This is a genomic window from Acidaminococcus hominis (assembly GCF_900291475.1).
Taxonomy (GTDB): domain Bacteria; phylum Bacillota; class Negativicutes; order Acidaminococcales; family Acidaminococcaceae; genus Acidaminococcus; species Acidaminococcus hominis.
The window spans coordinates 242,074-263,705 of record NZ_OLMM01000001.1 but is presented as its reverse complement, the minus strand read 5'-3'; the positions used below and the strand labels follow the sequence as shown (position 1 = coordinate 263,705).

The 21,632-nt window shown below is 49.2% G+C and carries 19 protein-coding genes and 1 pseudogene; 11 read left to right on the top strand and 9 right to left on the bottom strand.

Going from position 1 to position 21,632, the window contains the following annotated elements:
* Positions 1-34: 34 nt before the first annotated feature.
* On the bottom strand, positions 35-1,111 hold the full coding sequence (locus tag C7E10_RS01045; protein WP_105325528.1) for an IS30 family transposase: 1,077 nt from the start codon (positions 1,109-1,111) through the stop codon (positions 35-37).
* 189 nt (positions 1,112-1,300) lie between these two features.
* On the opposite strand from C7E10_RS01045, the gene C7E10_RS01040 reads away from it, so the two are divergent.
* On the top strand, positions 1,301-4,435 hold the full coding sequence (locus C7E10_RS01040) for a hypothetical protein (RefSeq protein WP_105325529.1): 3,135 nt from the start codon (positions 1,301-1,303) through the stop codon (positions 4,433-4,435).
* A 978-nt stretch (positions 4,436-5,413) separates the two neighbouring features.
* Here the strand turns inward: C7E10_RS01040 and C7E10_RS01035 are convergent.
* Both C7E10_RS01035 and C7E10_RS01030 read right to left on the bottom strand, forming a co-directional pair.
* A complete protein-coding gene (locus C7E10_RS01035; RefSeq protein WP_199614758.1) occupies positions 5,414-5,791 on the bottom strand; it encodes a hypothetical protein in 378 nt (125 codons plus the stop codon).
* A gap of 72 nt (positions 5,792-5,863) precedes the next feature.
* A complete protein-coding gene (locus tag C7E10_RS01030; protein ID WP_276802734.1) occupies positions 5,864-6,400 on the bottom strand; it encodes a hypothetical protein in 537 nt (178 codons plus the stop codon).
* Between the two features lie 504 nt (positions 6,401-6,904).
* Here C7E10_RS01030 and C7E10_RS01025 point away from each other — a divergent pair.
* Positions 6,905-7,876 carry an ESPR domain-containing protein gene (locus tag C7E10_RS01025; protein ID WP_105325456.1) on the top strand — a complete coding sequence of 324 codons (972 nt, stop codon included), beginning with the start codon at positions 6,905-6,907 and terminating at the stop codon, positions 7,874-7,876.
* Here C7E10_RS01025 and C7E10_RS01020 read toward each other — a convergent pair.
* From C7E10_RS01020 to C7E10_RS01015, 3 genes are all read right to left on the bottom strand, one after another.
* Positions 7,799-8,677: an IS3 family transposase gene (locus C7E10_RS01020; protein WP_200820168.1), complete on the bottom strand. Its 879-nt coding sequence runs from the start codon at positions 8,675-8,677 to the stop codon at positions 7,799-7,801. The genes C7E10_RS01025 and C7E10_RS01020 overlap by 78 nt on opposite strands.
* Positions 8,628-8,996, bottom strand: a complete 369-nt coding sequence (locus C7E10_RS12110) for a transposase (protein ID WP_105325519.1) — start codon at positions 8,994-8,996, stop codon at positions 8,628-8,630. Before C7E10_RS12110 ends, C7E10_RS01020 begins: the two co-directional genes overlap by 50 nt.
* Positions 8,997-9,275: 279 nt before the next feature.
* Positions 9,276-10,352: an IS30 family transposase gene (locus C7E10_RS01015; protein ID WP_105325528.1), complete on the bottom strand. Its 1,077-nt coding sequence runs from the start codon at positions 10,350-10,352 to the stop codon at positions 9,276-9,278.
* Positions 10,353-10,881: 529 nt separating this feature from the next.
* On the opposite strand from C7E10_RS01015, the gene C7E10_RS01010 reads away from it, so the two are divergent.
* The 9 genes from C7E10_RS01010 to C7E10_RS00975 all read left to right on the top strand — a co-directional run bounded on the left by C7E10_RS01010 (position 10,882) and on the right by C7E10_RS00975 (position 19,084).
* Positions 10,882-11,175, top strand: a complete 294-nt coding sequence (locus C7E10_RS01010) for a DUF6110 family protein (protein WP_105325543.1) — start codon at positions 10,882-10,884, stop codon at positions 11,173-11,175.
* Positions 11,176-11,213: 38 nt separating this feature from the next.
* A complete protein-coding gene (locus C7E10_RS01005) occupies positions 11,214-13,328 on the top strand; it encodes a heavy metal translocating P-type ATPase (RefSeq protein WP_105325527.1) in 2,115 nt (704 codons plus the stop codon).
* A 187-nt stretch (positions 13,329-13,515) separates the two neighbouring features.
* Complete coding sequence (locus C7E10_RS01000) at positions 13,516-14,862, top strand: ISL3 family transposase (protein ID WP_146109029.1); 1,347 nt, start codon at positions 13,516-13,518, stop codon at positions 14,860-14,862.
* Between the two features lie 638 nt (positions 14,863-15,500).
* Entirely contained in the window at positions 15,501-15,689 is a 189-nt protein-coding gene (locus C7E10_RS11925; protein ID WP_118286657.1) for a hypothetical protein, read from the top strand.
* Positions 15,690-15,889: 200 nt separating this feature from the next.
* Positions 15,890-16,510 carry a plasmid pRiA4b ORF-3 family protein gene (locus C7E10_RS00990; RefSeq protein WP_158572295.1) on the top strand — a complete coding sequence of 207 codons (621 nt, stop codon included), beginning with the start codon at positions 15,890-15,892 and terminating at the stop codon, positions 16,508-16,510.
* A 215-nt stretch (positions 16,511-16,725) separates the two neighbouring features.
* Entirely contained in the window at positions 16,726-17,421 is a 696-nt protein-coding gene (locus tag C7E10_RS00985; RefSeq protein WP_146109028.1) for a hypothetical protein, read from the top strand.
* Positions 17,422-17,504: 83 nt separating this feature from the next.
* A complete protein-coding gene (locus C7E10_RS00980) occupies positions 17,505-18,098 on the top strand; it encodes a plasmid pRiA4b ORF-3 family protein (protein ID WP_105325522.1) in 594 nt (197 codons plus the stop codon).
* Between the two features lie 121 nt (positions 18,099-18,219).
* The gene (locus tag C7E10_RS12470; RefSeq protein ID WP_420837389.1) at positions 18,220-18,408 is read left to right on the top strand and encodes an MBL fold metallo-hydrolase; all 189 of its coding nucleotides are present in this window, start codon (positions 18,220-18,222) and stop codon (positions 18,406-18,408) included.
* 238 nt (positions 18,409-18,646) lie between these two features.
* A complete protein-coding gene (locus C7E10_RS00975; RefSeq protein WP_160101760.1) occupies positions 18,647-19,084 on the top strand; it encodes a DUF559 domain-containing protein in 438 nt (145 codons plus the stop codon).
* Between the two features lie 346 nt (positions 19,085-19,430).
* Here C7E10_RS00975 and C7E10_RS12465 read toward each other — a convergent pair.
* From C7E10_RS12465 to C7E10_RS00960, 3 genes and pseudogenes are all read right to left on the bottom strand, one after another.
* Positions 19,431-19,574, bottom strand: a pseudogene (locus C7E10_RS12465) (IS30 family transposase); the annotation flags it as partial.
* A gap of 185 nt (positions 19,575-19,759) precedes the next feature.
* A complete protein-coding gene (locus C7E10_RS00965) occupies positions 19,760-20,776 on the bottom strand; it encodes an IS3 family transposase (RefSeq protein ID WP_105325520.1) in 1,017 nt (338 codons plus the stop codon).
* Entirely contained in the window at positions 20,727-21,095 is a 369-nt protein-coding gene (locus tag C7E10_RS00960) for a transposase (protein ID WP_105325519.1), read from the bottom strand. Before C7E10_RS00960 ends, C7E10_RS00965 begins: the two co-directional genes overlap by 50 nt.
* Positions 21,096-21,632 lie beyond the last annotated feature (537 nt).

The following is a 21,632-nucleotide window of genomic DNA, read 5'->3' as shown; positions in this document are numbered from 1 at the left end:
TGGTAAATTGCAAGTTGAATTTGAACAACTATAATCAAGAAACACACTCAATAGCATAAACTTCATCGAGGAATGCATCAAATAGCTCTGACGGCGTATGGTAGCCCAAAACACGACGTGGGCGCTGGTTCAGCGTATCTGCCATGTTCAGGATATCCTCATCAGAGAACCGCTCTACGGACATGCCCTTTGGGATGAAATCCCTCAGCAAGCCATTGTGGCGTTCGTTTTGAGCCCGTTCCCACGAGCTGTACGAATGTGTAAAGTACATCTTGGTGCCGAGACTCTCGAACTGTGACAAGTTCTCAAACTCAGGACCGTTATCGGCCGTCATCGTCTTAAAAATCTGGCTGAAGCGCTCTGCGCCATATAGCTCCTGCAACTGTGCAAGAGCGGATTCAACGCCGGCACAGGTACGTCCAGGAATGCGGATGGCGATGTAGTTGCGCGTAACCTTTTCAACAGCAGTGAAGACTACTGCCTCACGGCCTGCACGCTGACCAACGACCGTGTCCACTTCCCAGTGGCCAATTTCGGTACCTTCATTGACGACGGCAGGACGTTCCTCAATGGAGCGACCCTTCATACGCTTGTTCTTACGTACCCATTTCCGACGGTGTTTATGCTTTAAGGCTCGCGGGACTTCGAAGAGCGACAGCGGAAGCTTATTAGCCCAAAGCATGTTGTAAAGCGTCTTGGTACAGGGAATCTGTTCCGGCGTAAATAGCTTGTTCCGCCTAGCATAGCCAACGCAGGCATCCAGTGACCAACGTTCCTGGCGGACTTGTTCTACCATCCATTGGATGAACGATTCGCAGTCGTCATGATCGATTTTGCAAGTCTTCCTGGAGTTCTTGCGATTCTTTGCGTATGCCTTCTGACCGCGCTTTGCCATATACTGTGGGGCACGACCGTGCTTGCTTTTTCGTTCCGGCGTTCCACGCCGAAGCTCATAGAAAACAGTCGTATGAGCACATCCTACTGCAGCAGCAATGTTGCGAAGGGAAAGCCCTTGACGATGCAGAGCTTGAATCATACCACGTTCTTCCAAAGAAAGATGGCGGCCGGGGATACGTACGTCCTCCATTGTGTTAGAATGGATGTGATCCATCGTGATTGCTCCTTTGTTGATGATTTCTCGCAAAACCATTTTAGCATGAGGCTTCACTATGGATTTTTATTTTTTGATTAACTGTTCAAGTTCATTTTACAACTGACCAACATCATTGATTCCACTATCGGTTTGGATTCAAGCAACCCGGTTATCATTATGGGAGCAATGACAGGCGGGACCGGTGCAATGGATTATAATTCCGTCGTTATTGATCATTCCAATACAGGTTCCAAAATCATTCGTGCAGCGGATCGTAGTTTCGATGTAACGGGTACCGAAAAATTTAATTACATTGAAGCTAAGAATGGAAGCACGGTCGGCCAATTAAATGCTGCCTATGAACGCTATGGTAATATCAGAAACAATACCGTGTCGGTAAAGAATAGTCAGGTGACTAGAGAGATTATTGCTGCCCGGGTTTCAAAACATGGTAATGTGACGGATAACTACGTAATGGCAACGGACAGTACTGTTGCAACAGAAGTATATGGAGGCATGGCTGCCCGCGGCTATGCGGCCGGCAACTCGGTCCTCCTTGACGGCACAACAACGGTTGGGCAAACGGCCTACGGCGGGGACAGCTTTGTTTATGACGAAGGAACGGTGGGCGCAGCCGGCAACCGCGTAACGGTAACCGAAAATGCCAGTGTTCCTACGGTTTATGGCGGCTATGCAGGCAGCAAAACAACCATTAACGGTACTGTTTATACTGGCTCCGCAGCAGCCGTGGGCAACTCCGTGATTTATGACAGCCTGGCAGGGCAGGCAGGTATTGCGGTCTATGGAGGCTACTCCAAGGCCGGCAATGCAGGCCAAAAAGACCCCGTTACGCTTGATGGCGTCATCTATCAGGGCGGCAATACGGTTACGGCAGCGGGCAATAGCACTTTTCAGCGTATCACGGGCGGCTATGCAGCCAAGGACAGCGCAGGCAAGGGCGGCAATGCAGACAATAATACCGTTAGCTTGGACGGCGCCGGCGGTGCAGTGGCCCAGTTGATTTACGGCGGCAATTCCCTTAAAGGAAGCGCCAATGACAATATCGTTTCTGTGTCCAATATTACGAGGGATACCCCGGCAGTGGATCCTGCCGCAGCTGAGAGCAATATACTTGTCGGCGGCAGCGGGTTTACTAGTGCCACAGGCAATACGGTAACCATCTCTGCTTCCAAGCTGACCAACCAGGGAAATGTCTATGGCGGCCAGGGCGGCAGCAGGGCTAATGGAAATACCTTGAATGTGATAAATTCCACCTTGTCCGGGGCTGCAGCCGTTGCCGGCGGTAAGTCCAATGCCTTAACCGAAACTGATGCGGAGGGCAGCACTACCAATCCCAGTGCCAATGGGAACAAAGTCATTTTTAGCGGCAGTACCCTTTCGGCGGATAATCTTTACGGCGGCTGGCTTGCAGCGCCCGACCTTAATTCTGATTCCAATTTCTATTCCGCCGAGCAGGCTGCGGCCACTGGCACAGCTGATGGAAATCAGTTCGCTGTCAGTTCCGGTATTACCGTAAAAGAAGCCATAGGCGGCAAAAATGAAATCGGTGGCTCAGCCTCAAAGAATATCGTCACTGTGGATGACGGAACCATTGAAGAAAACCTGGTTGGCGGCTTGACCCAGTCTGGGGCTGCTTCCGGCAACACCCTTACCCTTAACGGCGGCACCTTTGGCACCAGCGTCAACAGCAGCGAAACCAGCAATCTTCTGGCAGGCGGCTATACAGCTTCCGGCCCGGCTGCTGACAATACCGTGACCATTGCCGGTGGTATTTTGGGCAATATGCTGAGCCTCTACGGCGGCTACAGCACCACCGAAAGCACCGGTAACACCCTGAATCTCTATACCAAGGACAACACCGTCAAGAACCTGGGTTACTTCCAGACCCTGAATTTCTATGTGCCGAAAGGAACCAAAGCTGGAGAGACCATGCTGGAGGTTACGGGCAACGCTGATGTCCACGGCGCGGCCATTTACGCCGGGGTGGAGGATACCACACAGCTGAACCCGGGCGAAGTGATCAACCTGATCCACGACGGCAATAACGAGATTAATACTACAGGCACCAGTTACGCCATGATGGACGGCAAGGATATCGTCACCGATGCAGCGTTCCTCCAGCGTAAGGCATATATCAAAAAGCAGGATGCCAATACCATCGTCCTGTATGTGCCCACGGACAGCCAGCCCATCCTGCATCCGGGTACGGAGATTATTGCTGACGGCCAGACCAACGCTTCCAGTACCGTTTCTGGCGGTTCTGACGCAGCTGTTACCGATGGCCTTCAGGCAGCTCTGACCGCTTGGGCAGAAAGCCACGAAGCTGCCCGGCTCCGGGAAGATGACCATGCGGCCCTGAGTATGACCGGTAGCCCCTACATTTCCAGCCCCGCGGGCATGAGCCTGAGACAGGGCCCTGTTATGGCGGCCGCTTCTCCCCTTGATGCAGCAGACGCCAAGAACGCCAATGTAACTCTCAGTGCAGAAGAAATCGCAGAGCGGGAAGAACGGGAAGTGGAAGCCAAGTTTACCCCTTATGTCATGCTGGGTGGGCACAACCTCCGGTACAACAGCAGTTCCACCGTAGATACCAATGGCTTTAACGGCGAACTGGGCTTTGTAAAGCGGGTTTTTAAGAAAGACTATGCTGACACCATCATGCCCTTCATCGAATACGGCACTGGCAGCTATACCAGCTATAAGAACGGCAGCAGAGGTGACGGCAGCCAGCGCTACGTAGGCGCAGGCATTCTCCTTCGCAGAGATCACGATAACGGCCTTCATTACGAAGGCTTGGTCCGGGTTGGCCGCCTTATGGGCGACTACGCCGGCAGCATCGGTGGCTATCGCACTACCTATAACTCCAGTGCCAACTACTTTGCCGCCCATGCTGGCTTGGGTAAGATTTTCCGTCAGGACAGCAACGATTATAATCTCTATGGGAAGTTCTTCTATTCCCACCTGGGCGGCGACAGCGTTACCTTACGCAGCAGTTTGGGCAGCGCTGACTACAGCTTGAGCAGCGTAAATTCCTACTGGACCCGTCTGGGCTTCCGGTGGACCAAACACTTGGATGAAGACACCACCAGTTTCTACGCCGGCCTGGGCTGGGATTACGAATTTGACGGTAAAGCCACTGCACGCTATAGAGACTATACAACCCCTGACGCCAGCATGAAAGGCTCCAGCGAATTTTTGGAACTGGGCTGGCAGAGCAAAGTAACCAAAGAGAACCCTTGGGGCGCCGACGTAAGAATCACCGGCTGGCACGGCGTGAAGCAGGGCTTCACATATGGTGTAACGATAACAAGACGTATGTAAATGTGAACTAAGGTAAAAAAAGCATTCCTACGGAAGCACAGATTTTCTGTAGGAATGCTTTTTTGTGTGAAATCGGGGGAATGGGTAGGGGACTAACAGGTAGTGCTGAAGAAAGCTGACGACGTGCTACAGTTTCTACGAAACTGTAGAGGTGTTTTTCAGAATATATGGCGGCACCAGCACCGCAGAAGGAGCTTTCCCCACCCAGGGCCCTTGGATTCTTGGTGTGGCCCGTCCCTCCCCTTCCTAAAGGCGGGGAGGGCAGAGGACGTGCTGGCCGGTTCTGTAGGTATTTTTGATAGTGAATGTAGTGGTAATGCTATATTAACGACTAACAATTGACCAGTAGTGGTTTTAGAATGCTTCCTGCGAGCGTTGCGGCCGCATCCAAACATCCCCAAAAATATCCCAGAGGATGTTTGGTTAATAAGGCCCATGCGATAGCCGTCCAAGGAGCAAGTCCGTCAGGACGCAGCTGCTTGGAATACGGCGAACCGCTCAGGAAGTGTCGCCATAGGCGACGATAGAAGTTTAATCCAGGTATCATCTTTTAATCAATTATTCGCGGCCCTTGGCCGCAGTAGGAGCACTCTCTGTATAACCCTCAACGTTCACGGGGAGGGTGTCGCACAACGTGCGACGGGAAGGGCCGGTGCCACCTGCGCCCGCATGCGTGCGAGGTCAGTTACTTGAACAAATCCGCAATAATAATATATTTTGTGCTGCTTAGCTCCTTCCACATTGTGCTCAAAAATAAGTAATTTTAGAAACGTGGTGGTGCATAACTGTTGACTTTCATCAAGAATGAGGGAAGTGGCGCCGGTAGGCGACGAAGAGAGTTTTCAAAGCACATAAATATCAAAAACGATATATTTTTCCTTTCATTCCAATATTTGCGGCCCTTGGCCGCTGCCTTCCCAGCCCAACAGCAGTCCCAGGCTGGGAAGGTGGGGCGCCCAGCGCCTCGGATGGGTGGCCCTAAGGCCGCTCCAGGCCCTCTGCTTGCAGGTCTCTAGCCATCCTTTCAATAGATTTTCTAAAGAATACAAGATATTTTCTCAATTCCTCGCTGAAACCGTCCAAATCTGCGTCCGTAATAACACCGTCATAGAGAAACCGCATCAGAAAATCAATCATGGTACCCTTGCTGACTTCACATCTGACCCCAGGATGTTTTTTGTCTTCACGCATTTTTTTCCAAAGGGTCCAAAATTTTGTTGATGCTGGATCCTTTCCTTGCAGGTACTGCGCGTATTCCTGAACCAATTTTCCCATATAGGCTTCCTGCCATTTCGGAAGTCTTTCCTGGTAAAGCTTCCAGTCTTTTTTGGTTACTTCATAATACACAGGCTCCATAAGCGCTCCTCCTTTACCTCAGTCGTCCTCGCCGCGCCGTTCCGTTAAAATCTCGTTCAAATCCCCACAATCCTAAGAAGGGGCGTCCCCTATATAGGGCACCGGTCTGGGAGGTCCCATTTTATACAGCTTGCAGTTCTTTGGCCCATAGCAAAAGCTCTCGAACCGGAATTTTTGGGAAACGCCCCAATCGTATTCAATGGCAACATTGGCCATACAAGCCCATTTGCAGGTGACGCATTTGCTGCCCCACCGTCTTTTGTCCAGCAGGCGGCAGCCGCGCCAGGCATAGACTTCCAAAGCAGGGACCTCTCCCACCCAGGGCGAATCCTTTGCTTCATCTACAAAAGCAGCTTCCGCCGTCTTTTTCAGAGCCCCGGCCCGATAGTAGTCGGCATATTCCCACTTGGGATACTGCTTCGTCCAGGCCGTTCCAGATATTTCATCACCAATATGAAAGCGCAGTCTGTTCTGCTGCCGTTCCGAAATGGCAATGGAAAAATCCCTGGCCTCACCGTCCGCCTTTCCCGTCAAAAACAGATTATAACCAATCATGCCATGGGTGCGGTTATCCAGCCGATAGCGCCAGACCTTGGAACGGGGCTGCACCGACAAAATACGGCCAAAAACTTGATTTTCTTCTGTTCGTTTTTCATAAAAATGCCTCCTTCAGGTGGAGTGCTTTTTGTCACAACCATTATACCCACGAAGCAATCCCAAAAGCAAACGCTAAAACGTTTGGAGTGTCCAGAAAGCCGGCAGTGGGGGATGCCCCGTGCCAACGCAAAGGGTTCCCAGGCCGCACCTACATAACCAAAATACGTACTTCACACACGTACAACAATCCTTATTTCGTACCATAAATTTGAGTACTATTACATAAATAATGAATTATATTACAAAACGCTGTACATATTATATAGTTATTTCGTATTCGTGAAAAATTCATTACATCATATTCTTTGTTTAATAACATAATGCTTATAAAATATAAAAACAATTAAAAGAAAACTGAAAAGTCATTGACAATTGTCCTCTAATGGAAGATAATTTGATACAGAGAACAGTTCTTAATTGTGCTCAAAATGGAATACGAGAAAAGGGGCGAGGTTTATGAACAAGGCATATCGAGTCATTTGGAGTCGAGTAAAACATTGTTACATCGTTGTCTCCGAACTGGCAAGAAGCCACACGAAAAAATCTGGGAACGCCAGAGCTGGGGGAAAAAGCATGGCAGCTCTTTGTACGTTCCTATTGCTCAGCAGTGCCGGTGTCGCAGGAGCAGCTGACACCACTGTTGGCGGCGGAGCAGGTGTGGCCTATGGGACGGGCAGTTCGGCACCCAAAGCGGAAAATGTGGCTATCGGGAAAAATGCCACCATTTCCTACTCTGGCGGCGTTGGGCAGCCATCTACAGGCGATATTGTTATCGGTGGTGGTGCACATACCAATAACTATATTGACCAAGGCGGTGGTATCGCAATTGGTGCCAATGCTTTTGTGGAAAATATGGTTGGAGGCTTAGAGCGATCTTTTGATTTTAATCAGGCCCAATATGATAGCATCTTTGGCATATCGTATGGATTCCCGAAAGATCCATCAAAAATGGTAACTGGTGTAGCTATTGGTCAGAATACCTATGCCCGTTCCGGCAGCGTCATGCTTGGTACTCATAATTATAAGGGAGCATTAGGCGACACAGAGGTCGATAGTGCAAATGCAAAGGCTGATAATATGTCGTTGTTTTCTACAACGGTAGGTGCCAATAGTTATACAAATGGATTATTTTCTTCCGTAACAGGCTCGTACTCCATTGCATCTTCTGATTATAGTGGTGGAACTACTAATGCTGTAAAGAATTTTGGCGCGACTATTACAGGTTCTTTAAACAGCATCGAATCGAAAACAGCATCCTCCGCTTACTCCGGCATCGCCAGCAGTATTGTTGGTGTGGCCAATTATAGTGGCACGTTTGTCAAGACCAAAATCGATGAATTTCTAAATGTATCAGGCAGCAGACATTGCAGCATTGAGCAGCAGTGCCGGGAAGTAGCGCTCTGCTGGCGGGACGTTCCCGATGGCTGAGTGGCAGCGCTGGAAGTTATACACGTTGATGTAGTTGCGGATGGCCTTGCGAGCCTCCCGGATGTTGCGGTACTGCGTGAGATAGGCTTCCTCATACTTGAATGTCCGGAACCACCGCTCAATCTTGATGTTGTCGGCCCAGCGGCTCTTGCCATCCATGCTCTGGCGGATCTTGTGTTCCTTGAGGAAAGCCTTGTACTCCTTGCTGGTGAACTGGCATCCTTGGTCGGAGTTGAGAATCTGCGGCTTTGCTATACGGAGCGCCTTCCTTACGGCGGCAATGACCATCCGGGTGTCCAGGGTATCGTCCACCTCCCAGCCAACAATGCAGCGGCTGTACCAGTCGATGATGGCTGTCAGATAAACGAAACCGTGCTCCAGGGGAATGTAGGTGATGTCGATGGACCATGCCTGGTTAGGCTGCTGAATATCCACATGCTTCAGCAGGTAGGGCATCACCTGCGCTTGTTGCTGCCGCTTGGAAAGGTTCATCTTCGGATAGATGACGTCGATGCCCATCTCGCGCATATAGCGAGCTGTCTTGCGTCGTCCGGCCTGATGCCCGAGGCGCTGCAGCTGCGAGGCCAGCTGCCTTGCGCCCCAGGCAGGATTGTCCGTGTGGAAACGATCGATGATGCGCTTGCATTCCAGCTCTTCATCTGATGGAGTGTTCTCTTTGGGGTGGTAGTATTGGCTTGTGCGGTTGACGCCGAGCAGCTTTGCTGCTTTCCGAAGGGAAAGCTCCTTGCACTCACTCCTCGAAAGGTTTTGGAGAATACTGTTTCTCGTAGTCCGGTCCAAGAATTTCCTCAGATTTTTTTTTCAACCAATCCACCTGCATGGTGAGTTGGCCAACTTTGCGGGCATAGGAGGCTTTCTCCTTCCGCTCGGTCTCGAGTTTTTGATTGAGGTTGTCCTCTCTGGAATCATCGAATATGATGCTTGCCTTGCTGAGAAACTCGTTCTTCCAGTTCCGCAAGAGGTTCGGCAGGATTTCGTTCTCAGCCGCCAGCGTGTTGAGGTCTTTCTCACCCTTGAGCAGCTCGATGACGAGATCGGATTTGAATTTCGACGTGAAATGACGGCGCGTGCGTGACATGATGATTATCTCCTTTTTCATTGATCGCCTCCAGTATACCACGAGATTCACATTAAGAAATAGTTTCGAAGTTGTCTTAATTCATAGTTCCATTATAGTACACCCCCACCGCCAGAACCACCATACACAGATCCGTGAACTTCAGCTTCACTTGCAATTCACCTCCCGAGCAGCATAAACCCCAGCCCCGTCGTCAATTACAGTCTAGACCGTTAAGGAGAATTTCTCAAGAGGGAGTTGCAGGAAGCAAAAAGATGGAAAATACATGGTAAATTGCAAGTTGAATTTGAACAACTATAATCAAGAAACACACTCAATAGCATAAACTTCATCGAGGAATGCATCAAATAGCTCTGACGGCGTATGGTAGCCCAAAACACGACGTGGGCGCTGGTTCAGCGTATCTGCCATGTTCAGGATATCCTCATCAGAGAACCGCTCTACGGACATGCCCTTTGGGATGAAATCCCTCAGCAAGCCATTGTGGCGTTCGTTTTGAGCCCGTTCCCACGAGCTGTACGAATGTGTAAAGTACATCTTGGTGCCGAGACTCTCGAACTGTGACAAGTTCTCAAACTCAGGACCGTTATCGGCCGTCATCGTCTTAAAAATCTGGCTGAAGCGCTCTGCGCCATATAGCTCCTGCAACTGTGCAAGAGCGGATTCAACGCCGGCACAGGTACGTCCAGGAATGCGGATGGCGATGTAGTTGCGCGTAACCTTTTCAACAGCAGTGAAGACTACTGCCTCACGGCCTGCACGCTGACCAACGACCGTGTCCACTTCCCAGTGGCCAATTTCGGTACCTTCATTGACGACGGCAGGACGTTCCTCAATGGAGCGACCCTTCATACGCTTGTTCTTACGTACCCATTTCCGACGGTGTTTATGCTTTAAGGCTCGCGGGACTTCGAAGAGCGACAGCGGAAGCTTATTAGCCCAAAGCATGTTGTAAAGCGTCTTGGTACAGGGAATCTGTTCCGGCGTAAATAGCTTGTTCCGCCTAGCATAGCCAACGCAGGCATCCAGTGACCAACGTTCCTGGCGGACTTGTTCTACCATCCATTGGATGAACGATTCGCAGTCGTCATGATCGATTTTGCAAGTCTTCCTGGAGTTCTTGCGATTCTTTGCGTATGCCTTCTGACCGCGCTTTGCCATATACTGTGGGGCACGACCGTGCTTGCTTTTTCGTTCCGGCGTTCCACGCCGAAGCTCATAGAAAACAGTCGTATGAGCACATCCTACTGCAGCAGCAATGTTGCGAAGGGAAAGCCCTTGACGATGCAGAGCTTGAATCATACCACGTTCTTCCAAAGAAAGATGGCGGCCGGGGATACGTACGTCCTCCATTGTGTTAGAATGGATGTGATCCATCGTGATTGCTCCTTTGTTGATGATTTCTCGCAAAACCATTTTAGCATGAGGCTTCACTATGGATTTTTATTTTTTGATTAACTGTTCAAGTTCATTTTACAACTGACCGTTAAGAAAATCTGCTATTCCTTTAACTTATCCATACCTATAGCCAACCAGGGAAATACCCCTGCAATAGAAAAGTCCTTATAAAAATAGCAAGAAAATGGAAGAAGAATAAGCAATATTCATAGTTACAGCGTTTTAAAATTTTATAAAACAATAGAACATACGGATAGGCATGAAAATGCGTTGAATTTTGCCTAAAAATGTTGCATTATCAAGTTAGTTCGTACTATAATGAGGAAAGTCAAATTGGACTATAACCTCCCCGGATGATACTGGAGTGTGGTGCAGACGCAATTACAATGCGGCTTTTGGGCGGGAATTAGGACGCCCCCCAAAGGATTGCGGCTGCAGCGGACTCATGTGAAACGTTCTCCTAATGGGCCAAATGCTCCGGGCAATTTACGGAAAGGTGGCAATGGATATGGAAAGAGAAGATTGGGTAAAAACGGGATTGGTAGCTGGAGGGGCTGTACTGGGTCTTTTGGGTGAAAAGCTGGTAAAATCCAAGCTGATGAAAAAAGCCCTGGTCAAGAGCACGGCCGCTGCCCTGCGGGTGCAAAAATGCGCTTCTGAAAGCACTGCCTGCCTGCAGGCACAAGCCGATGACATTGTAGCGGCTGCCAAGGAAGAAAACAAGAAAATTGAAGAAGCAGAAGCTGCTGCAGAAGCTGCTGAAGCTGCCCAAACGCCGGTTATCGAAGACGCTGCGAAATAAGCCCCGTTCCCTAGGGTCAAAACAAGGGAGCGAGAGCCATGAAATTTCAAATTCAAAATGAGGTTCCAGGCCGCCTGCGGGTGCGCTGCCTGGCCCAGGAGGGGCGGAAAGTCCGCTCTTTTGACCTGGAGCAGGGAGCTGCCATTTTAGGGGGCTTGGAACGGGTTGCCGGCGTCCGCAAGGTGAAGCTGTATTCCAGCGCCGCCGGCATTGCCGTCTTTTATGAACAGGATTTGGCAGGCGATAACCGCCAGGGGATTATTACCGCCCTGGCCCGGCTGAACATGAACGATCCGGAACTGCGGAAGGCCACCAAGGAGAAGGCGGGCTCCCTGCAGCTGAACCGGCAATACCGGAACCGGCTGATTGGGCTGGTAACCCGGCATTTTGCCTGCAAGTTCTTCCTGCCCCTGCCGCTTCGGATGATTCGCTCCTGGTACCATACCTTGGGCTTTATCCGCCTGGGGCTCCGGTCCCTGCGTCAGGGCCGGCTGGATGTGCCGGTGCTGGATGCGACGGCCATTACGGCAGCCATGCTGCAGAACGACCTGTCCACGGCGGGCAGCGTTATGCTGCTGCTCCATATTGGGGAACTGCTGGAAGAATGGTCCTACCGGAAGTCCGTCCACGACCTGGCCGAGAATATGTCCCTGCACATTGACACGGTCTGGAAAGTGGTGGAAGGTACGGAAGTGGAAGTACCCCTGGCCGAAATTGCGGACGGGGATCTGGTCAGCGTAAAGATGGGCTCCACCATTCCTCTGGATGGGGAAGTGACGGCTGGGGAAGCCTTGGTCAACCAGGCTTCCATGACCGGGGAATCCCTGCCGGTGGAAAAGAAGCCGGGGCTTACGGTGTACGCCGGAACGGTGGTGGAAGATGGGGAAATTACCGTGAAGGTCAAGGGCGGCGCTGGTGCCACCCGCTACGACCGGATCGTGGAAATGATCCAGGCTTCCGAAAGCTTCAAATCCAACCTGGAAAGCAAGGCCGCCCATTTGGCGGACAAGCTGGTGCCCTGGTGCTTGGGCGGTACCGTCCTGACCTACCTGCTGACCCGGAACGTTATGCGGGCCATGTCCATCCTGATGGTGGACTTCTCCTGTGCACTGAAGCTGTCCATGCCTCTTTCGGTGCTGTCCGCCATGCGGGAATGCAGCACCCATAAGATTACCGTCAAGGGCGGCAAGTTCCTGGAAGCGGTAGCGGAAGCGGATACCATTGTCTTTGACAAGACTGGTACCCTGACCCTGGCCAAACCCAAGGTGGCCGATGTCTTGTGCTTCAGCGGGTACGACCGGAGCACGGTGCTGCGGTATGCTGCCTGCCTGGAGGAGCATTTCCCCCATTCGGTGGCCAACGCCATTGTGCGCCAGGCTGCGGAAGAGGGCCTGACCCACGAGGAAATGCACAGCAAGGTGGAATATATTGTGGCCCACGGGATTGCTTCCCAGGTGGAAGGGAAACGGATTGTTATCGGTTCCGGCCACTTTATTTTTGACGATGAGCACTGCGTTATCCCGGAAGGGGAAGAAGCCATCTACGAAAGCCGGCCGGAAGAATATTCCCATATCTATATGGCCCTAAACGGCAAGTTGATGGCCATTATCTGCATTCAGGATCCTCTGCGGCCGGAAGCACCCCAGGTGCTGCGGAATCTGCGGCAGGCGGGCTTTAAACGCCTGGTCATGATGACTGGGGACAGCGAGCGGACGGCAGCGGCGGTAGCGGCCAAAATCGGGGTGGACCAGTTCTACGCCGAAGTGCTGCCGGAAGATAAGGCACGATTTGTAGAAGAAGCCAAGGCCCAAGGCCATACGGTGGTGATGGTAGGGGACGGTATCAACGATTCCCCGGCCCTGTCGGCGGCAGACGCCGGCGTTGCCATTGCCGAAGGAGCGGATATTGCCCGGGAGATTGCGGACATTACCATTTCTGCCCACGACCTGCAGCAGCTGGTGGTGCTGAAGCAGCTGAGCACCCTATTGATGCGCCGGGTAAACTTCAACTATGACTTTGTGGTATCCTTTAACGCCGGGCTCATTGGTTTGGGCGTATTAGGCATTCTGCCTCCGGCTACCACGGCTTTGCTGCACAATGGGTCCACCATTGCCATCAGTCTGCACAGCATGACGGATCTGATGGAAGCCTAACTTAAAAGAATGAACTGATAAGTATATAGAAAAAAAGGAAGTTCCTTTAGGAACTTCCTTTTTTTAGGCTCATCACGGAAAATTGGGGGATACGAAATCTAAGACAGAATTTAAAAACTGAAAAAAGGTATTGAAAAAGAGCACGGGATGCTCCATTCTAAGTAATAGCGACAAAACTACGAAAGGAATGATCCACGTGCTCTCAACCTCAAGTATAGCAAATTTATGCAAAAACATACAGGACAATTTTAATATTCCTACGAGTATTGCTTCTCTTTTTGAAGAGATCATAGATGTAAATAGTACCCGGCCTACAGCCGACGTTGTATGCCCTTGCTGCGGCGGTAAGGTCCATGTCCATGACAACCCTGTAACTACACTTAAAGACATGCCCTGGATACCCGGAAAGCCACGGATTCTTCGTGTGAGATTCCACCGCTACCGGTGCCAAAAATGCGGGCATACCTTCAATGAAAACATAACCTTTAAGTATCCTGGAACCAGAGTCACTTCTCGTGCCGCTTTATGGATCAAGATTTTGCTTATGCATCAAATGACGATTAAAGCAGTCAGCGATTTGACCGGTATCCATTGGGGAACAGTTTCTAAAATCCATAAGGAAATTATGGACGAGGCTCTCAAAACGCGAAGCGAGGAACTTCGCAAAAGTGGCTACCGTCCTAAGCATCTTGCCGTTGATGAGTTTGCAATGCACAAAGGCCATACTTACGCAACCTGTGTTATGGACCTTGATATGGGAGACATCCTCTGGGTTGGTGCGGGACGCTCTATAGCTGCCTTTACAAAGTTTTTTGAAGAGACAGACCTGGAGTATTTGTCTGAAGTAGAAGCTGTCGCAATGGACATGAACGCATCGTTCAACACCCTGGTAGAAAAGTATCTGCCTCATGCGGCAATAGTATACGACCGCTACCATATGCAAGCCCAGTATGGACGAGATGTGCTGGGAGCCGTAAGGCTGGAGGAAGCAAGACAGCACAAAGAGAAAGCCGATAACCTAAAGCTTGGGATTACAGAGAATATTGCTGAAGAGCAGGCAACAAAAGCAGAGGATTCAATTAAAGAGGAGAATCGGCTTTACAAGGAAGTAAAACAAGCTCGCTGGACGCTGCTTTGCAAGGAAGAAACACTAAGCGATAAAAAGGCAGAAAATCTCAAGGAAATCCTTAAAAAACATGAAAATTTGACAGTTTGCCATACAATGAAAGAGGAACTAAGTGATCTATTCGAGCTTAGAAACCCCGATTTAGCTGCCGTAGAATGGGAAAAATGGTTTAAAGGAGCCGAGGAGAGCAACATACCGCAGCTGCAAAAGTTTGCCCGCTTAAAGCGAAAACGCAAAGAGGGTTTGATTGCTCACTCAGCCCATCCGATTACCACAGGAAAGCTTGAAGGCTTCAATAACAAGATTAAGGTTGCAAAACGAATAGGGTATGGATACAAAAATGATGAATATTTTTTCACTCTGATTCGATATTCAGCATTACCATCTATACGAAACGGCACTGTCTAGAGATTGCGACAGTGGGATGTTGCTAGACATAAAAGAAGGATGGCAGAAATCTGCCATCCCACAATAAAACGTGAAGAGCCAATTTTTCAGGGTTTTACAGGTCCTTGTATAAGTGCGCCCTTTTGCCGGTCTGTATGCGAAGGTAAGGGCAGAATAGGGTAGGTAAGTATAGGCTAGACCAAACCAGAAAAATCCAAAAAACCGGTATGGTTTGTGATCACAGTATTAGCCCCTGATCGAACAAAAACCCCAGTTAGCCATGGATCGAAGTAGTACCCTATAGTTCCCATAGCGATAGTTCTTCTTAGTACTAAAAATTTACTATTGCCAAAGTAACTTACTAGGGGGTTACGCCGCATCCTGTGGATAACTGCGAACTGTTGCAAAATATCCACAAGTCTTAAAATGTCCGCACCATAAGGACTAACTGCAATGCAAAACAAGTACATTCCTCTTCAGCCCTGCCAAAAATTGCGGATTTGCGGTAAAAAAAACGAGCGCCATACCGGCATTGGCTCAGCCTTATTAAACTCTTTGCTGTAAGTGAAGCTGGCACTGGAACTTGGTAAAAAGGCCTGATGGGGTTTCGGATATCGGACGTTTTTTCTGCCAAGAAGTTTTGCTGTAGGAGTGTGTCCTTGGCTAATGCTGAAGCCCCGGTTAATGCTGAAGCCCCGGTTAATGTAAAAAACCTCACCATGGAAGATTCCTTCTATGCTGGGGATTTTTTTGTTTGCAGCAATATTTGCGGCAAGCGGCAGCTATGTGCTTTTTTCTGCTTGTTCTTGGGCTTGTCTTATAGCTTTCCGAGTTTGAGGTTGCTATAATTATTATAATAAGTGTATGCTATGGGAGCAGAAAACCTAGGCGTATTCACTTGGAATGCTAAAACCCTCAAACGTGAATCAATCCACTGATGAAATCCCACTTGCTATTGTTCAAGGAAAGGTGTACGGAACAGCCTAAGCCCGGCGGGGTCTGTGCTGCCAATACCAAGGTGATTAACAATTTTACTAAGGAGAATTCTATGACGGATGTATACTCTTTCCACGTAGCTCTGCAGGAATTTGAAAGCAAATTTTGGCGGGATTTTCAAATTTCTTCTAATGCTACTGTGGCCTTTTTGGCCTATACAGTGTTGGGATCCTATCAAGCCCAGGGAGAACACTTATTTTGCGTAGACTGTAAAGGAGTCCATTACGAATTTCCTATTGATGATTTTGATGATGAACTACCGCCTTCCGTAGACCCTTCTGCGGTGAAACTGCGGCAGTTGAAACTGGCTCCTGGGGATACACTGACGGTGGTTTATGACTACGGTGACGAATGGACCTTCCAACTGGAATATCAGGGAAAGGCGCCTATGGAGCGCAATACCTGGCCCCGTTATCCCCTGATAACGGACGGTGCCGGACAAGGTATCATAGAAGATATCGGCAGAGATGGTCTTGAAGAAATTGTCCAGAACAAGGACGAAAAAGGCGAGGACTATATCATTAGTGAATTTCAGGGCATACCGATGTATTGGGATTATACCCGGTTCGATTTGGCTTCGGAGAATCTAGTGCTCAAAGAAAAAGCCCGGTATCTCAGGGCGTTGTACGAAATTCCTTTTGAGGATGATTTTGAACCGGATTTCTCGGAATAGGCAGAAAGAGGATAGTGTCAAACCTCAGGACCAGAGGGAAAAGCGGCTGGAGTAAGCTTTCTTTGTTCCCTATTCGATAATTGAAGGGCCTGGCGGGAATTTATCTTGGAAATGATGGCCTGCTGAAAGGAATGCTTGACACTCTGGGGGAAGCCTAGAACAACTGGAAACCGGCATTTAAGGAAGCTTAATTTGGTGATTAGGGGATGAAAGTTTTGCGCATCAAAAAGAAAATAGTAAGCTTGGCCCTTTTGGCCTGCCTTGCAGTGGCTCCAGCGTATGCGGCGGAGTGGTATTGGTTGGGGTCAGATTCTTATAACTCCAGATTTGTAGATACTGCTTCCTTGGAGAAAAATGATTACCAGGCTATTGTTTGGTGGAAAAACACAGGACCAAAGGGAGACAGCTACCTGAAGAAATTGGCCTTTAACCGCTATGACCGGACCGTAGCGGTGGCAGCCTCGTATTTGCTTGACAAATATGGGGACTACAAGAAGACGTATTCTAATAAACCCCGGTCGGAGTGGAAGTATGAGGCCATTGTTCCGGAATCCTTTATGGAAGAAATTTATAACTGGCTTTGGCCTGCGGCTGCAGGCACGGCCAATCGTTGGTATTATTTGGGAAAGTGGTCGGACGGAGCCACTTTCTTTGTAGATAACTTGAGCGTTAGGAAAGATGCTCAGACGGCCCGGGTATGGACGAAAGAGAATGACCCCAACGGCCATTATTCCATACAATACCGCATCATCAGAAGAAATGAAAAAACGCTGACGATTTGGAAATCGTATACCCTTCGAGGCTCTGCAGGCCATGAATATATCGATACAGAAGCTTTCCCTAATGAGGTGATTCCCATTTTGCCTGGGTCCATGGATGAAAAGCTGTTTTATGCCATTTGGCCCAATTAAGCTTTTTAAGCAACAATTCGGCGGGGGTTACAGACGCTGCTTTTGCGTGGTAAAGTCTTTGTATATCTGGAGGTGTATTTGAAATGGCAGAAGTCTATACTTTTCACGTTGCCGTGAAAGAAATGGAGAATAAGATTTGGCGGGATATCGATATTTCTTCTAAGTCCACACTGGCCCAACTGTCGTACGCAATCCTGGTAGTCTTCAACACAGAGTATAATCATCTATTCTGCTTGTACTATAAGGGAAAAAGGTATGAGCTTCGCTTTGATCCGGATGCACCCAAGTCAATCCGACCCAATCGGGTACACCTGGAAAAAATGAAGCTTGAACCAGGGGACGAGCTGACCATGATCTATGATTATGGTTCTGAATGGGAATTCAGGATTACCTTCCAGGGTTCGCGGCCCATGGAAAAAGGCAAAGGAAACCATTATCCCAATGTGACAGCTGGTGCAGGGATTGGCATTAAGGAAAATATGTTCCCGCAGGAATACCTGGAATACATCCAAAAGGAAGATCAAACGTGGAAACCGGAAACTTTAGTAAACGCACTCGGCCAGGAATACCAACGGTCCTATAAAAATTTTGATTTGGAGCATATAAATTATGGACTGACCTGGGATGTACGATGGGTAAAGGCTGCCTACGAGCACACTAAAGACAGCCGCTGGTAAACTACAGTAAGCGACAAGAAACCCTCAGTCGGGTGATCTGTGAGATCACTTGGCTGAGGGTTTGTCATCATGACGCCTATTTGTAGTTGCCTACTACAGCGCTGCTGCTCACGCCGCTTTTGTGGGTGACACCATCTTTGACGGCAGTTTTGGCAACACGGAGTACTATGGCGGAAATGCCCGCGCCCTGCTTCACAGCATTTTGTATCAGCTTTTCCGCCTCCCGGAAGAAACCGTGCTGTATCCTGGCCATACTGGTCCCACCACTGTGGGACAGGAAAAGCTCCGGGTAGGATTGGAACTAAGCTGAAGGTGCAGGAAAAGAAATACGGATGCCCATTTCCTGCATCAAACATAATTTCACTGAATCCATTTAACAAGAACTATATTTTATTAAATTTGCATATTGAGAAACACATGTTCGCATGATATACTTTTTCTAACGAGAAATACCACGGATACAATTACATATTTTCAGGGCCTAGTTTTCGCTATCCACTTACAATGACTTTATTCCACCAACTATCTGCAGCAAAGGAAAGATCATGATGAACGAATCCAATCCCTACGTAAAACACCAAAAATTACAGCAAAAGGTAAAAGAACTTCGCAAGAACATGTCCAGAGCGGAAAAACGACTCTGGTTCGCCTTCCTTCGTCACCATTCCGTCAAGTGGCGCAGATTCAAGGTCTTTGACGATTATATCGTCACCTTTTACTGCGTCAAAGCCCAATTGGTCATCAATGTGATTGACGGGCAGGAAGCGGATGAAGAAACCTTGGCTTATATCCAGGCACGGACCGAATTCCTCAAACAATGGGGCCTGGAAGAAGTGCGTTTTTCCGAGAAAGATGTTCTTCAGTACTTTGATACCATCTGCTATGAAATCGACAATAAGGTACAAAGCCGGATCCAGGAAAATCCTGCCAGAAGGTCCCAATACCACGCAGATTATTGTATCTATTCCACGATTCCGTGGCCCTGAATTTAAAACTAGGCAAAAATAGTATCCAACATTTCTCGATGTACAAAAGTCTGAACCATTGTTTGCTTTTAGGAGCAGGACATTAGGTACAATAGAACTGGGACCTGTGATTCCACTGGGAATTTCTCGTCCCCGAAAATTAATTTGGGCGTTTTCAAAACGCTCGCAGCTTATCGGTGAAGTGGTAAAAACTGCGTTTGGATAATTGAATACGCCGTACCTGATGTCCTGCTCCATTATCTTGCTTGCCAGTACTGTAAACAAGGCCTAAGTGTGCCCGAATCATTTAAGCCAGCTATTTTACATAATCAATGGTAAATTGCAAGTTGAATTTGAACAACTATAATCAAGAAACACACTCAATAGCATAAACTTCATCGAGGAATGCATCAAATAGCTCTGACGGCGTATGGTAGCCCAAAACACGACGTGGGCGCTGGTTCAGCGTATCTGCCATGTTCAGGATATCCTCATCAGAGAACCGCTCTATATAGTGGCACGTTTGTCAAGACCAAAATCGATGAATTTCTAAATGTATCAGGCAGCAGACATTGCAGCATTGAGCAGCAGTGCCGGGAAGTAGCGCTCTGCTGGCGGGACGTTCCCGATGGCTGAGTGGCAGCGNTATATAGTGGCACGTTTGTCAAGACCAAAATCGATGAATTTCTAAATGTATCAGGCAGCAGACATTGCAGCATTGAGCAGCAGTGCCGGGAAGTAGCGCTCTGCTGGCGGGACGTTCCCGATGGCTGAGTGGCAGCGCTGGAAGTTATACACGTTGATGTAGTTGCGGATGGCCTTGCGAGCCTCCCGGATGTTGCGGTACTGCGTGAGATAGGCTTCCTCATACTTGAATGTCCGGAACCACCGCTCAATCTTGATGTTGTCGGCCCAGCGGCTCTTGCCATCCATGCTCTGGCGGATCTTGTGTTCCTTGAGGAAAGCCTTGTACTCCTTGCTGGTGAACTGGCATCCTTGGTCGGAGTTGAGAATCTGCGGCTTTGCTATACGGAGCGCCTTCCTTACGGCGGCAATGACCATCCGGGTGTCCAGGGTATCGTCCACCTCCCAGCCAACAATGCAGCNGTACTCCTTGCTGGTGAACTGGCATCCTTGGTCGGAGTTGAGAATCTGCGGCTTTGCTATACGGAGCGCCTTCCTTACGGCGGCAATGACCATCCGGGTGTCCAGGGTATCGTCCACCTCCCAGCCAACAATGCAGCGGCTGTACCAGTCGATGATGGCTGTCAGATAAACGAAACCGTGCTCCAGGGGAATGTAGGTGATGTCGATGGACCATGCCTGGTTAGGCTGCTGAATATCCACATGCTTCAGCAGGTAGGGCATCACCTGCGCTCGCTGCTGCCGCTTGGAAAGGATCATCCTCGGATAGACGACCTCGATGCCCATCTCGCGCATATACCGAGCTGTCTTGCGTCGTCCGGCCTGACGCCCGACCCGCTGCAGCCGCGAGGCCCGCTGCCTTGCGCGCCCGGCAGGATTGTCCGTGTGGGAACGATCGATGATGCGCTTGCATTCCAGCTCTTCATCTGATGGAGTGTTCTCTTTGGGGTGGTAGTATTGGCTTGTGCGGTTGACGCCGAGCAGCTTTGCTGCTTTCCGAAGGGAAAGCTCCTTGCACTCACTCCTCGAAAGGTTTTGGAGAATACTGTTTCTCGTAGTCCGGTCCAAGAATTTCCTCAGATTTTTTTTTCAACCAATCCACCTGCATGGTGAGTTGGCCAACTTTGCGGGCATAGGAGGCTTTCTCCTTCCGCTCGGTCTCGAGTTTTTGATTGAGGTTGTCCTCTCTGGAATCATCGAATATGATGCTTGCCTTGCTGAGAAACTCGTTCTTCCAGTTCCGCAAGAGGTTCGGCAGGATTTCGTTCTCAGCCGCCAGCGTGTTGAGGTCTTTCTCACCCTTGAGCAGCTCGATGACGAGATCGGATTTGAATTTCGACGTGAAATGACGGCGCGTGCGTGACATGATGATTATCTCCTTTTTCATTGATCGCCTCCAGTATACCACGAGATTCACATTAAGAAATAGTTTCGAAGTTGTCTTAATTCATAGTTCCATTATAATCAATGTCGCTGAATTTTTCCATGATATCCTATATTTTGCACACGGGGGTGTGCAAAATCCGGATTATCGTTGTATTGTATCAAATACAGGGTAGGATTGGATGGGGTAACATCCAGGCTGGCATCGCAATCCTCAAATTCAGTATTAAGGAGTGGGAAGATGATGAAAACGAAAAAACAATCTGAGTTGTCAGCAAAAATTTTGTTGGGAATTGTTGCTGCAGGTTTGACCTTTGGTGTGAACGGAATTACCCAGGCGGCAGACCTTGTGAATGTGGTGGGTACGACTGAAACGGCTAACTACTTCCACAATCTGACGCCAACAGCAGCACAATACAGATATGGCAATATTATGAACAATACTTTAAGTACAGAGAATTATACCGGTGATTCAGATGCCGCCACAGGTGGCGGTATTTTTCCACAATGTGCTTTTAGTACCACAGCACTGAAGGGAGTA

Excerpts from the sequence above, each read along its gene's own strand:
- C7E10_RS12110 (WP_105325519.1), bottom strand. The coding sequence starts at position 8,996 with ATGAAAAAGGAGATAATCATCATGTCACGCACGCGCCGTCATTTCACG.
- C7E10_RS01005 (WP_105325527.1), top strand. The coding sequence starts at position 11,214 with ATGAAATTTCAAATTCAAAATGAGGTTCCAGGCCGCCTGCGGGTGCGC.
- C7E10_RS01025 (WP_105325456.1), top strand. The coding sequence starts at position 6,905 with ATGAACAAGGCATATCGAGTCATTTGGAGTCGAGTAAAACATTGTTAC.
- C7E10_RS01000 (WP_146109029.1), top strand. The coding sequence starts at position 13,516 with ATGATCCACGTGCTCTCAACCTCAAGTATAGCAAATTTATGCAAAAAC.
- C7E10_RS00990 (WP_158572295.1), top strand. The coding sequence starts at position 15,890 with ATGACGGATGTATACTCTTTCCACGTAGCTCTGCAGGAATTTGAAAGC.
- C7E10_RS01015 (WP_105325528.1), bottom strand. The coding sequence starts at position 10,352 with ATGGATCACATCCATTCTAACACAATGGAGGACGTACGTATCCCCGGC.
- C7E10_RS00975 (WP_160101760.1), top strand. The coding sequence starts at position 18,647 with ATGAACGAATCCAATCCCTACGTAAAACACCAAAAATTACAGCAAAAG.
- C7E10_RS00960 (WP_105325519.1), bottom strand. The coding sequence starts at position 21,095 with ATGAAAAAGGAGATAATCATCATGTCACGCACGCGCCGTCATTTCACG.
- C7E10_RS01035 (WP_199614758.1), bottom strand. The coding sequence starts at position 5,791 with ATGGAGCCTGTGTATTATGAAGTAACCAAAAAAGACTGGAAGCTTTAC.
- C7E10_RS00980 (WP_105325522.1), top strand. The coding sequence starts at position 17,505 with ATGGCAGAAGTCTATACTTTTCACGTTGCCGTGAAAGAAATGGAGAAT.
- C7E10_RS01010 (WP_105325543.1), top strand. The coding sequence starts at position 10,882 with ATGGAAAGAGAAGATTGGGTAAAAACGGGATTGGTAGCTGGAGGGGCT.
- C7E10_RS01040 (WP_105325529.1), top strand. The coding sequence starts at position 1,301 with ATGGATTATAATTCCGTCGTTATTGATCATTCCAATACAGGTTCCAAA.
- C7E10_RS01045 (WP_105325528.1), bottom strand. The coding sequence starts at position 1,111 with ATGGATCACATCCATTCTAACACAATGGAGGACGTACGTATCCCCGGC.